Below are 12,711 nucleotides of genomic sequence, written 5' to 3' on the forward strand. Positions count from 1 at the left end.
ACCACCACCCTGTCACTGGCCAAGGCCCTCAACGAGGCGCTGCGCACGTCGCTGGAGGACGACCCCAAGGTCCTCATCCAGGGCGAGGACGTCGGCCGGCTCGGCGGCGTCTTCCGGATCACCGACGGCCTCCAGAAGGACTTCGGCGAGGACCGGGTCACCGACTCGCCGCTCGCCGAGTCCGGCATCGTCGGCACCTCGATCGGCCTCGCCCTGCGCGGGTTCCGCCCGGTGGTCGAGATCCAGTTCGACGGCTTCGTCTTCCCGGCGTTCAACCAGATCGTCACCCAGCTCGCCAAGATGCACGCCCGCTCGCTGGGCAAGGTGAAGCTGCCGGTGGTGGTGCGGATGCCCTACGGCGGCGGCATCGGCGCGATCGAGCACCACAGCGAGTCCCCCGAGGCGTACTTCATGCACACCGCGGGCCTCAAGGTGGTCTCGCCGTCCAACGCCTCGGACGGGTACTGGATGCTCCGCCAGGCGATCGAGAGCGACGACCCGGTCATCTTCCTGGAGCCGAAGCGGCGCTACTGGGACAAGTCCGAGGTGGACCTCTCGGCCCCCGCGCTGCCGCTGCACCGGGCGCACGTGGTCCGGGAGGGCGGCGACCTGACCGTCGTCGCCTACGGCCCGATGGTCAAGCTCGCGCTGGAGGCCGCCGAGGTCGCCGCCGAGGAGGGCCGCTCCCTCGAGGTGGTGGACCTGCGCTCGCTCTCGCCGATCGACTTCGACACCGTGCAGACCTCGGTGGAGAAGACCGGCCGGCTGATCGTGGTGCACGAGGCGCCGGTCTTCACCGGCCCCGGGGCGGAGGTCGCCGCGCGCATCCAGGAGCGCTGCTTCTACTCCCTGGAGTCGCCCATCCTGCGGGTCGGCGGCTACCACGCGCCCTACCCGCCGGCCCGGGTGGAGGAGGAGTACCTCCCCAACATCGACCGGGTGCTGCTGGCCGTCGACCGCTCGCTCTCCTACTGAGGGGGCGGCCCGATGACGAAGACCACCCAGCGCTTCCGCGAGTTCGCGATGCCCGACGTCGGCGAGGGCCTCGCCGAGGCGGAGATCCTCAAGTGGTACGTCCGGGTCGGTGACGCCGTGGTCGACGGCCAGCCGGTCTGCGAGGTGGAGACCGCCAAGGCGGCGGTCGAACTGCCCATCCCCTTCACCGGCGTGGTCAGCGAGCTGCGCCACCCGGAGGGCAGCACGGTCGACGTCGGCGCGGTGATCATCCTGGTGGACACCGCGCCCGCGGACGCCGCCCCGGCCGCCGACGCCCCGGCCGCCGACGCCCCGGCCGCCGACGCTCCGTCCTCGGCCCGGCAGCCGGTCCTGGTCGGCTACGGGGTCGCGCCCTCGGGGACCGCCCGGCGGCGCCCGCAGGCCGAGCGCCCGCAGGCCGAGCGGCGGCCGGCGAACGGGGCCCCGGCGGGCACCGCGCGTCCGGAGCGGCCCCGGGCCAAGCCCCCGGTCCGCAAGCTCGCCAAGGACCTCGGGATCGACCTGCGGACGGTGCCCCCGACCGGCGTCCACGGGACGGTCAGCCGGGAGGACGTGCGGGCGGCGGCCGCCGTCACCGCCGCCGCCGCGGCCGTCACCACCGCCGTCGAGGCGGCTCCGGCCCAGGTCGCTCCGGCTGCTCCGGCCCAGGCCGTCCCGGCGGCCCGGACCCAGGCCGTCCCGGTGGCGCCCGGGGACCGCCGGGTGCCGGTGACGGGTGCCCGCCTGGCCGCGGCGCGGGCGGCCGTCGCCAGCGCCTTCACGGCCCCGCACGTCACCGAGTTCGCCACGGTCGACGTGACCCGGACGGTGAAGCTGGCCGACCGGATGCGGCGGGACCCGGAGCTGGCCGGGCTGCGGGTGACGCCGCTGCTGCTGGTGGTGCGGGCGCTGCTGACCGCGGTGCGCCGCCACCCGGAGATCAACGCCGCCTGGGACGAGGAGCGCCAGGAGATCGTCCACCGGCGGGCGGTCAACCTGGGCCTCGTGCTCGGCTCGCCGGACGGCCAGGTGGTCCCGAACGTCAAGGACGCCCAGGCCAGGACGCTGCCCGAGCTGGCGGGGGCGCTGGAGGAGCTGGCCGAGGCGGCCCGAGAGGGCCGCACCGATCCGGCGGACCTGCTCGGCGGCACCGTCACGGTCACCGACCTCGGGGCCTTCGGCGTCGACACCGGCACCCCGATCCTGAGCCCCGGGGAGTCGGCCGTCCTGGCGGTCGGGGCGATCCGGCTCCGGCCCCGGGTGCACAAGGGCGCGGTGGTGCCCCGGCAGGTCGTCACGCTGGCGCTCTCCTTCGACCACCGGCTGGTCGACGGCGAGTTGGGTTCCAAGGTGCTGGCGGACGTGGCCGCCGTCCTGGAGCACCCGAAGCGCCTGATCACCTGGGGCTGAGCCGCCCCGCGCCCGCGGGCCCCGTTCCGGACGCCGGAGCGGGGCCCGTCGGGCGGGTTCACGGGACGCGCACCACGCCCATCGGGCGGGCGGTGTTCTGCGGGCCGACGCCGACGGTGCCCGGGGGCAGCGTCCAGTCGCGGTTGCCGGCCAGTGCCCGGGCGGTCGAGACGAAGGCGGACACCGCCTGGAAGTTGCGCACCAGCGGGCTGATCCCGATCGCGAGCTTGCGCCGGACGGCCGGGGCCAGCGGCACCGCGCGCAGGGCCGGGGACATCGGGAGCATGGCGAGCGAGGGCAGCACCGTCACCCCGTGGCCCTCGGCCACCATCGCCAGCAGGGTGTTCAGGTTCTGGACCCGGTAGGAGACGTTCGGCTCCAGGCCCACCGCGCGGAACAGCGAGCGGACCAGTCCCTCGGTGTCGCCGTGCGGCATCAGCAGGGGTTCGTCGGCCAGTTGCAGGATGCGCACGCCCGCCGCGGACCTGAGCCGGTGCCGGGCCGGCAGCACCGCGTACAGCTGGTCCTCCAGCAGCGGGTGGGTCTTGAGGTCCCGCTTGGGGAGGGTCACGATGCCCACGTCGACGGCGTACCCGCGCAGCCACTCGGAGATCCGGAGGTCGGGCCCCTCCTTCAGCTCGATTTCGAGCTCCGGGTAGCGGCCGCGGAATTCCGTCATCAGGGCCGGGAGCAGGCGGCAGGCGAAACTCTGGCTGGTTCCTATCCGTATTCGGCCGGAAGGCTCCCTGGCCGCGCTCCCGGCCACGTTGCGCATCTGCTCGGAATGGAGCATGACGGCCCGGGCGTGGGTGAGCACCCGGTGTCCGGAATCGGTCAGTTCGATGCCTTTGCGGTCGCGGTGCATGAGGCCGACGCCGAGTTCCGCCTCCAGGCCGGCAATCGCGTGGCTGACCGCGGACTGGCTGATTCCCAGCGCTCTCGCGGCACCGGTGAAACTCCCGGTGTCCACGACTGCCACAAAGGCGGCGCACTGGGACAGTTTCACGTCCGGGCCCCCGTTCCCGTGTCAGCAGCAGGGCGGTGCTGCCAGGTCGTTCGACCCTAGCATGTTCGAAAATGGCGACAACGGTCGTTCTGTTGTCGTGAGTGGTTTGTGGATTCGCACGGGAAATGATCGGCTATGGCGCTTTCGCGCACTTCAACAGGTGGTCGGCAGGGCCGGCCGCCGGTTCTTCTCGTACGCCTCGATCTCGTTCTCGTCACGCAGCGTCGCGTCGATCGGGTCCAGGCCGGCCAGCAGCCGGTCCCGGGCCTCCGCGTCCAGTTCGAACGGGTGGACCCGGTCGCCGCAGCGCAGTTCCAGCGCCTCCAGGTCGACGACGAGCGGGACCGCCGGGTCGGCCTCGACCGCCTCCCACAGCCCGGTGACGACCCGGCTCGGCAGGACGATCGTCAGCAGGCCGTTCATCAGCGAGTTCCCGCGGAAGATGTCGCCGTAGCGGGGGGCGACCACGACCCGGAAGCCGTAGTCCTGGAGCGCCCAGACCGCGTACTCGCGGGACGAGCCGGTGCCGAAGTCGTTGCCCGCGAGCAGGATGGTGGCGCCCCGGTGCTCGGGCCGGTTGAGCACGAAGCCGGGGTCGTCGCGCCAGTCGGCGAACAGGGCGTCGGCGTGGCCGTCACGGTCCGTGCTGGCGCAGAACCGGACCGGGATGATCTGGTCGGTGTCGACGTCGCTGCGGCGCAGCGGCACCGCGGTGCCGCGGTGGACGGTGAACTTCTCCATGACGGTTCCTCAGAGGTCGGCGGGGGAGGCGAGCCGGCCGGCCACGGCGGTGGCGGCGGCGACCGGCGGCGAGACGATGTGGGTGCGCGAGCCCTTGCCCTGCCGGCCCTCGAAGTTGCGGTTGTTGGTGGAGGCGGCGCGCTGGCCGGGCAGCAGCCGGTCCTCGTTGAGCGCGGCGCACATCGAACAGCCCGCCCCGGCCCGGAAGTCGGCGCCCGCCTCGGCGAACACCCGGTCCAGGCCCTCCTCGACGGCCTGCCGGCGGACCTGCGCCGAGCCGGGGACGATCATCAGGTGCAGGCCGTCGGCGACCTTGCGGCCGGTCAGCACCCGGGCGGCGGCCCGCAGGTCCTCGATCCGGCTGTTGGTGCAGGAGCCGATGAAGACGGTGTCGACGGGGACGTCGCGCATCGCGGTGCCGGGCGCCAGGTCCATGTACGCCAGGGCCCGTTCGGCCGCCGCGCGCTCCTCCGCGGTGGCGAAGCCGGCCGGGTCGGGCACCGCGCCGTCCAGCGGGACGCTCTGGGCCGGGTTGGTGCCCCAGGACACGTACGGGCTCAGGGTGGTGGCGTCGATCACCACCTCCCGGTCGAAGACCGCGTCCGGGTCGGTGCGCAGCGACATCCAGTGCGCGACCTCGGCGTCCCACTCCGCGCCCTGCGGCAGGCCGGGGCGCTGGCGCAGGTAGGCCAGGGTGGTCTCGTCGGGGGCGATCAGCCCGGCCCGGGAGCCGGCCTCGACGGACATGTTGCACAGCGTCATCCGGGCCTCCATCGAGAGCGCGGTGATCGCCTCGCCGCGGTACTCGATGATGTGGCCCTGGCCGCCCGCGGTGCCGATCTCGGCGATCAGCGCGAGCACCAGGTCCTTCGCGGTGACCCCGGCGGGCAGGGTGCCGGTGACGGTCACCGACATGTCCTTCATCGGCCGCATCGGCAGGGTCTGGGTGGCCAGCACGTGCTCCACCTGGCTGGCCCCGATGCCGAAGGCCAGCGCGCCGAAGGCGCCGAGCGTGGTGGTGTGCGAGTCGCAGCAGACGATCGTCATCCCGGGCCGGACCAGGCCGAGTTCGGGCGCGATGACGTGCACGATGCCCTGCTGCGGGTCGCCCAGCCGGTGCAGCGGGATGCCGAACTCGGCGCAGTTGGCGCGCATCAGCTCGCTCTGCCGGCGCCCGTTCGGGTCGGTGATCAGGCGGTCCAGGGCGAGCGTCGGGGTGTTGTGGTCCTCGGTGCCCAGGTTGAGGTCGGGCCGGCGGACCTTGCGGCCGGCCGCCCGCAGCCGGTCGAAGGCCTGCGGGGTGTTCACCTCGTGCAGCAGCTGGAGGTCGATGTAGAGGAGGTCGTCGCCGGCCGGCTGGCGCCGGACGACGTGCTGCTGCCAGGTCTTCTGCGCGAGGGTCGTGCCCATGCTGCTGGTGTGCTCCCGGTCGTCGGTCATGGTGGTCAGCGGCTCCCGGCGCCGGCGGGGACGGCGGACTCCCGTACGGAAGTGTCCCCGGCGGGAGCCGGTTCGGCGGCCGGTTCGGCGGCGGAGGGTTCGGCGGCCTGCTCGGCGTGGGCCTGCTCGGCGTGGGCCTGTTCGGCTGCGGCCGGTTCGGTGGCGGGCCGCAGCGCGTCGCCCGCGATGGCGTCGGCGTCCTGGACGAAGTCGGTCCAGAAGCCGGGGCGGCTGCTGCCGCCCTGCATGAACCATCGGGTGTGCTCGGTCGGGATGCCGAGCACGTACAGGCCCGGGTCGGGGCGGCCGTCGCGCCCGACCGGGTGGAACGGGCTGCGGGTGACGGCCACGCCGCCGGTGTCGAAGACCTCGTCGTCCAGGCCGTTCAGGTAGCTGGTGAGGGTGCCGCGCTCGACCAGCCGCCTGGTCAGCTCGGCCGGGTCGGACCGCAGGTCGGGCACCGGGACCCGGGCGTCGATCACCGTGTCGACGGCGGTCTCGGAGCCGGGCACCTGGGGCGAGCGGACGGCGAAGCGGCCGGTGTCCGGGCGGGTCTCGAAGCGGGTGTCGGGCCCGGGGACGCGCAGCACGCCCGCCTCGACCAGCGCGACCACCTGGCGCAGCCGCCGCAGCGGGGGGCCGGCGGCGAGGAAGGAGACCCGGGGGACGAACCACTCCAGGAAGTCGGTGCGGTGCGAGCGCGGGGTGAGCCCGGAGAAGTCGACCAGGGCCCGGACGATGCTGCGGGTGTCGCGCAGCACGTCCAGGGCGGCCTTGACCGGGGAGCCGACGTTGCCCTGCTCGGCGTGGTCCAGGTCGCGTCCCACCGCGGCCAGCAGGTCGGCCTCGAACTCCCGGGTGCCGGGGTAGCTGCGCCGGTGGAACGGGCGGGCCACCTCGTCCAGGTCGATCGGGGGCAGTCCGGTGATCCCGTGCCGGGCGGCGATCGCCGCGACGTCGGGCACCCCGGTCTCGGCGGCCCGGAGCACGTCGGCCACGAAGGCGTCCTCGCCGCCGGCGCCGCGCTCGCGCAGCACGGTCGCGTACTGGACCAGGTGGACCTCGGCGATCAGCCACGGCACCGCGTGGGCGGCGAAGTCGACGCGCTCCCCGGCGCAGGCGGCCCGGACCCGGTCCAGGGTGAACAGCCGGGTGGTGTAGCGGTGGTCGTGGTGCTTCTGGTTGCGGCCGCGGGCGAGCAGCGGCAGGCCGCTGCGGGAGCCGGCCACGATCAGCGGCTCCGCGCCGCTGGGCTCGTAGCGCAGGCCCCGCGCGCCGGACTCCACGAAGGTGCCGCCGCGCCCCTCGGTGAGGGCCGCCATGACGTCGTAGAAGGACAGGCCCAGGCCGAGGACGCCGACCGGCGACCCGGCGGGGATCTCGTCGAGCGGCATGTCGGCGGCGGAGTCGCCGCGGATGTAGCGCAGCGCCGGGTGCTCGGCGGCGAAGTCGGCGAGCCGCTTCTGGAGCCCGGAGAGTTCGGGCCGGGTGTGGCCGGTGGTCAGGACGACCCGGTCGGCGCGCAGTTCGGTGCCGTCCGCGAAGGTCAGCCGGTAGTCGTCGGCCAGCCGTTCCAGGTCGGTGACCTCGCCGCGCACCCGGTGCAGGGTGGCGTGCGGCGGCAGGTTCTCCTCGACCGTCCTCAGCACGAACTGCATGTACTCGCCGTGGAGCCGGCGCGGCGCGTAGCTGTTGGGGCCCGGGTGGTCCGGGCGGTGCTCGGCCCACCACTGGGCCAGCGACGGCCCGGCGCCGGGGCGGGCCGGTCCGTCGTCGGGCGGGCCGGAGAAGGAGGAGACCTCGTCGGCCACGGTGTTCATCAGGAACCAGTCGGGCTGGTCGGTCCGCCAGATCCGGCCGGTGCCCACCTCGACGGCGTCGATCAGGTGGATCTCCACCGGCCGGTGCGCGGGTCCCCCGGCCAGCCGGGCGGCCAGCCGCTCGACGATGCTGAGCCCCCGCGGGCCGCTCCCGATCAGCGCGATCCGGTGCGGGGCCGTTCCGGTGGAGTTGGTGGTGGCGCGGTCCTTCATGTCACCCCTGCAGCCTGTGGTGAAAAATTCACCAGAAATTGACCCGAGATATGTTGGGCGCCCGTCCGGCGAACCAGCTGGTCCGCGGGTGATTTATCGGCGACCGCAGTGCGCGATCAACGCTAACCGGCTCCGGCCGGGAAATGCAATGTCAATGGATTCATGCTTCGCATCGATTTTGCTCATGGATCGAGCACGGCCGTCCGCCATGGCATACGTGCAGGTGGGGTGAGGTGTCGGCGGTCCGGTGCGGGCGGTGCGGGCGGTCGGCGGGGCGGGTTTGACACGGGGTTCACATAACAATCTTGACGATCTTGGAACGGTTGGTTCTAATGGCGGAGGTATTGACCGGGGTTTCATTGGAGGGGTAATCGGTGGGCCGATCGGCGCTTCTTGTACTCGATCTGATAAATGAAATCGTGCATCCGCGGGGGAAATACGGCGCCGAGGGGTACCAGCAGCAGGTGGCCGACCGCCGGGTGCTGGAGAACGCGGCCCGGGCGATCGAGCGGGCCCGCGCGGCGGACGTCCCGGTGATCTACGTCGTGGTCGGCTTCACCGCCGGCTACCCCGAGTGGCCGCCCGGCTCGCCGATCTTCCGGGCCGCCAAGCCCGACGGCCGCCTGCTGCTCGGCGACTGGGCCACCCAGGTGCACGACGCGGTGAAGCCGGCCGAGGGCGAGCCGGTCATCGCCAAGCACCGGATCAGCCCGTTCCACGGCACCGGACTGGACCTCCTGCTGCGCACCCTCGGGGTGGACACCCTGCTGCTGACCGGCGTCTCCACCGACATGGTCATCCTGGCCACCGCCCGCGACGGCCACGACCGCGACTACCGGGTCAAGGTCCTGGAGGACGCCACCGCCGCGGACGGCCCCGAGATGCACCGGGCCGCGCTCACCGTGATCGCCCGCTGCGCCGAGATCACCACCGTCGACGAGGCGCTGGCCGACGAAGCGCCGTCTGACGGGGCACCGGCCGACGGGGCGCAGGCCGCCGGGGCGCCGGGGGCGGACCGATGAGGAGCGTGGCCCGCCGCTTCGGCCGGATCGAGAAGTCCGCGACCTTCGCCGTCCTGGAACTGGTGCAGTCGCTGCGCGCCCAGGGCGTCAGGGTGCTCGACCTGGGCGGCGGCGAACCCGACTTCGACACCCCCGCGCACATCACCGCCGAGGGCGCCGGCGCCCTGGCCGGCGGCTTCACCCACTACACGGCCAGCCGGGGCATCCCCGAGCTGCTCACCGCGATCTCCCGGAAGCTGGCCGAGGACAACGGCGTCAGCGTCGACCCGGCCACCGAGGTGATCGTCACCCCGTCGGCGAAGAACGCGCTGTTCACCGCCCTGACCACGCTGCTGGACCCGGGCGACGAACTGCTCGTCCCGACGCCGGGCTGGGTCAGCTACCACTCGATGGCGCACCTGATCGGCGCCGTCCCGGTGGACGTCCCGCTCGACGGCGACGACGGCTTCCGGATCACCCGCGAGCTGCTGGAGAGCCGGATCACCGACCGGACCAAGGTCATCCTGGTCAACACCCCCAACAACCCGACCGGCCGGGCGCTGGACGCCGCCGAGGCCGAGGCGGTCGCCGCCGTCGCGGACGAGCACGACCTGTTCGTGGTCTCCGACGAGATCTACGAGAAGATCGTCTACGGCGGGACCAAGCACGTCAGCCCGGCGAGCCTGCCCGCGGGCGCCGGGCGCACCCTGCTGGTCAACGGCTTCTCCAAGGCGTACGCGATGACCGGCTGGCGCCTGGGCTACGTGGCCGGACCGGCGCCGGTGATCTCCGAGATGCTCAAGGTGCAGCAGCACTCGGTGGGCTGCGCCGGCTCGTTCGTGCAGCGCGGCGGCCTGGCCGCGCTGACCGGTCCGCAGGACGCCGTCCAGGAGATGACGGACGAGTACGCGGCCCGGATGGAACTGATCGTCGCCGGGCTCGACTCGCTGCCCGGCGTCAGCTGTCCCCGGCCGGAGGGCGCCTTCTACGCCTTCCCCGACATCCGGGGCACCGGCTTCGCGAGCTCGGCCGAGTTCGCCACCTGGCTGCTGTCCGAGGCCGGCGTCGCGGTGATGCCCGGATCGGCCTTCGGCCCCGGCGGGGAGGGCCACATCCGGCTCTCCTTCGCCACCTCGCGCGAGGTCATCACCGAGGCGATCGACCGGATGGCCACCGCGCTGCACCAACGCCGTCGGTGACACCGCCGACCGGCCCGAACCGGTTCCGCAATTCCGAGACGTCACCCACTGCCGCGACGCAGTGCGGGAAACGGGGACAACCATGAACGAGAACGTGCGGCGGATCTCCTTCTTCGACACCACTCTGCGCGACGGCGAGCAGGCGCCCGCCAACGCGATGGGCCCCGAGGACAAGCTCGACCTCGCGCTGCGGATCGAGGCCCTCGGCGTCGACCGCATCGAGACCGGCTTCCCGGCCTCCTCGCCCAGCGACTTCGAGGCCACCCGGCTGATCTCCAAGCACCTGACCAGGGCACGCTTCACCACCTTCTGCCGGGCCGTCGCCGGGGACGTCCTGGCCGCGGTCGAGGCCGGCGGCACCGCCAACCACCAGGTGCAGGTCGCCGCCACCGGCAGCGACCTGCACCTGAAGTACAAGCGGCGGATCACCCGGGAGCAGGCGATCGAGGAGGTGGTCGAGTCGGTGCGGCTGGCCCGCTCCTACGGCGTGGAGTCGGTCACCGTCGGCATCGAGGACGCCAGCCGCGGCGAGGACGACCTGCTCCGCCCGATGACCGAGCGGGCGGTCGAGGCCGGGGCGACCGGCTTCGTGGTCGCGGACACCTCCGGCGCGATGACCCCCGACGGGTACGCGGCGCTGATCCGCCGGTTCCGGTCCTGGGTCCCGACGGAGACCTGCATCGCCACCCACTGCCACGACGACTTCGGCCTGTCCACCGCCAACGCGCTGGCCGGCCTGCTGGCCGGCGCCGACGAGGTCCAGGCGACCCTGGGCGGCGTCGGCGAGCGGGCGGGCAACACCCCGCTGGAGGAGATCGCGGCGATCCTCGCCTACAAGGAGGACGAGACCGGCCTGCGCACCGACATCGACCTGGCCGCCATGTACGGGGCCTACACCGTCCTGCGCCGGGTCATCCGGCTGGAGGAGCCGCGCAACAAGGCGATCTTCGGCACCTACGCCTTCGGCACCGCCGCGGGCATCCACCAGCAGGGCGTGCTGCGCAACCCGGCCACCTACGAGTACGTCGAGCCCGCCCGCTTCGGCCGCACCCGCTCCGTCCTGATCGGCCGGCACTCCGGCCGGACGGTGCTCCGGCACCTGCTGGAGCAGCTGGGCCTGGAGCCCGACGACGCGCGGCTGGAGGAGCTGTACCGGGTGCACATCGCCGAGCGGACCGACGGGGACTGCGAGGACCTGGAGGTCATCAAGGAGCGCCTGCGCCAGGAGCTGCTGCCGCAGTAGCCGCCGCCGCAGTGGCCGCCGCCGCAGTGGCCGTCGCCGCGCGGACGGGTGACCAACAGGTGCACAACGGCGCCAAACGGACATCCGGTTGGTAGCGTTCCGCCCGCGGCGGCGGCCTCCGGGGCCGCCGGGCCGCGAGCGGGAGGAGCGGCGCGGGTGGCGGCGGAGGAGACGGCGCAGGAGACGGCGGCGGCGGTCCGGGGACCGGCGGCGGGCCCGGCGAGGCTGACCCGGCGGACGCTGACCATGCTGGTGGTCGGCTCGATGGTCGGCGCGGGCGTGTTCTCGCTGCCGGGCCGGTTCGCGCAGGAGACCGGCGTGCTGGGCGCGCTGGTCTCCTGGCTGATCGCCGGGACGGGCATGCTGATGCTGGCGCTGGTGTTCCAGGCGCTGGCGGTGCGGCGGCCGGAGCTGGACGCGGGCGTGTACGCGTACGCGAAGGCGGGCTTCGGCGAGTACCTGGGCTTCTTCTCGGCGTTCGGCTACTGGGCCAGCGCCTGCGTCGGCAACGTGACGTACTGGGTGCTGATCATGTCGACGGTCGGGGCGCTCGTCCCGGCACTCGGGGACGGCGACACCTGGCTCGCGCTGCTGCTCTCCTCGGCCGGGCTGTGGGGGTTCTTCCTGCTGGTGCGGCGCGGCGTGCGGGAGGCCGCGACGGTCAACCGGATCGTCACCGCGGCCAAGCTGGTGCCGATCCTGGTGTTCGTGGTGCTGGCGCTCGCCTGCTTCCGGGCGGACGTGTTCGCCGCCAACCTCCGGGGCGCCGCCGCCACGGGCTCGCTCTACGACCAGGTGCACGGGACGATGCTGGCCACCGTGTTCGTGTTCCTCGGGGTGGAGGGCGCCAGCGTCTACTCCCGGCACGCGGCGCGCCGTTCGGACGTCGGCCGGGCCACCGTGCTGGGCTTCCTGAGCGTCTTCGCGGTGTTCGCCTCGGTCACCGTGGTCTCCTACGGCCTGCTGCCGGCGGACCGGATCGCCGCGCTGCGGCAGCCCTCGATGGCGGGCGTGCTGGCGGCGGCGGTCGGCACCTGGGGCCAGGTGCTGGTCAGCGTCGGCCTGGTGGTCTCGGTGCTGGGCGCGTACCTGGCGTGGACGCTGATGGCCGCCGAGGTGCTGTTCGTCGCGGCCGGGGACGGGGACATGCCGCGCTTCCTGGCCCGGACCGGCGGCCGGGACGTGCCGGTGCCCGCGCTGCTGCTGACCAGCGTGCTGTCGCAGCTGATGCTGGTGGTCACCGCCTTCTCCGACGACGCCTTCGACTTCGCGCTCGACCTGACCAGCACGCTCGGCCTGGTCCCGTACCTGCTGGCCGCCGGGTACGGGGTGCGGGTGGCCCGGCGGGACCGCGCGGGCCCGGCCGCGCTGCTGGTGGCCGGGCTGGCCACCGCGTACACCGCGTTCCTGGTCTACGCGGCGGGCTGGACGTACCTGCTGGTGTCGTCCGTCGTCTACGCGCCCGCCACCGTGCTGTTCGTGATGGCCCGCCGCGAGCAGGGCCGCCGGCTGTTCTCGCCGCGCGAGGCGGTGGTGCTGGCGGTGTCGGTGGCCGGGGCGGTGCTGGGCGTGCTGGCGCTGGCGGCGGGGTGGATCAGCCTGTGACCCCGCCGGGGCGGTGCGCGGAAGTGTTCGGACGAACCGTGAAACACCCGGACCCGGT

Annotated in this window: 10 protein-coding genes; 6 read left to right on the forward strand and 4 right to left on the reverse strand. The window is 73.4% G+C overall.

Going from position 1 to position 12,711, the window contains the following annotated elements; translation table 11 throughout:
• Window positions 1-9 precede the first annotated feature (9 nt).
• Together ACIQVD_RS23950 and ACIQVD_RS23955 are read left to right on the forward strand one after the other, a co-directional pair.
• Window positions 10-975, forward strand: coding sequence for an alpha-ketoacid dehydrogenase subunit beta (locus ACIQVD_RS23950; protein WP_100838559.1), 966 nt, complete (start codon window positions 10-12; stop codon window positions 973-975).
• A 12-nt stretch (window positions 976-987) separates the two neighbouring features.
• Window positions 988-2,385 (forward strand): dihydrolipoamide acetyltransferase family protein, encoded by a 1,398-nt coding sequence (locus ACIQVD_RS23955; protein WP_402291641.1) that lies wholly within the window; start codon window positions 988-990, stop codon window positions 2,383-2,385.
• A 58-nt stretch (window positions 2,386-2,443) separates the two neighbouring features.
• Here ACIQVD_RS23955 and ACIQVD_RS23960 read toward each other — a convergent pair whose 3' ends face one another.
• The 4 genes from ACIQVD_RS23960 to ACIQVD_RS23975 form a co-directional block, all read right to left on the reverse strand.
• Complete coding sequence (locus ACIQVD_RS23960) at window positions 2,444-3,391, reverse strand: LysR family transcriptional regulator (RefSeq protein ID WP_400692019.1); 948 nt, start codon at window positions 3,389-3,391, stop codon at window positions 2,444-2,446.
• Window positions 3,392-3,544: 153 nt separating this feature from the next.
• Entirely contained in the window at window positions 3,545-4,132 is a 588-nt protein-coding gene (gene leuD, locus ACIQVD_RS23965) for a 3-isopropylmalate dehydratase small subunit (RefSeq protein ID WP_400692017.1), read from the reverse strand.
• Window positions 4,133-4,141: 9 nt separating this feature from the next.
• On the reverse strand, window positions 4,142-5,542 hold the full coding sequence (gene leuC / locus ACIQVD_RS23970; RefSeq protein ID WP_400692069.1) for a 3-isopropylmalate dehydratase large subunit: 1,401 nt from the start codon (window positions 5,540-5,542) through the stop codon (window positions 4,142-4,144).
• Window positions 5,543-5,577: 35 nt separating this feature from the next.
• On the reverse strand, window positions 5,578-7,605 hold the full coding sequence (locus ACIQVD_RS23975; protein ID WP_402291642.1) for an FAD/NAD(P)-binding protein: 2,028 nt from the start codon (window positions 7,603-7,605) through the stop codon (window positions 5,578-5,580).
• A 374-nt stretch (window positions 7,606-7,979) separates the two neighbouring features.
• Here ACIQVD_RS23975 and ACIQVD_RS23980 point away from each other — a divergent pair, with 374 nt between their 5' ends.
• The 4 genes from ACIQVD_RS23980 (at window position 7,980) to ACIQVD_RS23995 (ending at window position 12,653) form a co-directional block, all read left to right on the forward strand.
• Window positions 7,980-8,627, forward strand: a complete 648-nt coding sequence (locus tag ACIQVD_RS23980) for a cysteine hydrolase family protein (RefSeq protein WP_402291643.1) — start codon at window positions 7,980-7,982, stop codon at window positions 8,625-8,627.
• A complete protein-coding gene (locus ACIQVD_RS23985) occupies window positions 8,624-9,805 on the forward strand; it encodes a pyridoxal phosphate-dependent aminotransferase (RefSeq protein ID WP_402291644.1) in 1,182 nt (393 codons plus the stop codon). Before ACIQVD_RS23980 ends, ACIQVD_RS23985 begins: the two co-directional genes overlap by 4 nt.
• Window positions 9,806-9,887: 82 nt before the next feature.
• On the forward strand, window positions 9,888-11,048 hold the full coding sequence (locus ACIQVD_RS23990; RefSeq protein ID WP_402291645.1) for a LeuA family protein: 1,161 nt from the start codon (window positions 9,888-9,890) through the stop codon (window positions 11,046-11,048).
• A 246-nt stretch (window positions 11,049-11,294) separates the two neighbouring features.
• Window positions 11,295-12,653 (forward strand): basic amino acid/polyamine antiporter, encoded by a 1,359-nt coding sequence (locus tag ACIQVD_RS23995; protein ID WP_400692066.1) that lies wholly within the window; start codon window positions 11,295-11,297, stop codon window positions 12,651-12,653.
• Window positions 12,654-12,711 lie beyond the last annotated feature (58 nt).

This window comes from Kitasatospora sp. NPDC090308 (genome assembly GCF_044769485.1).
Classification (GTDB): Bacteria; Actinomycetota; Actinomycetes; order Streptomycetales; family Streptomycetaceae; genus Kitasatospora; species Kitasatospora fiedleri.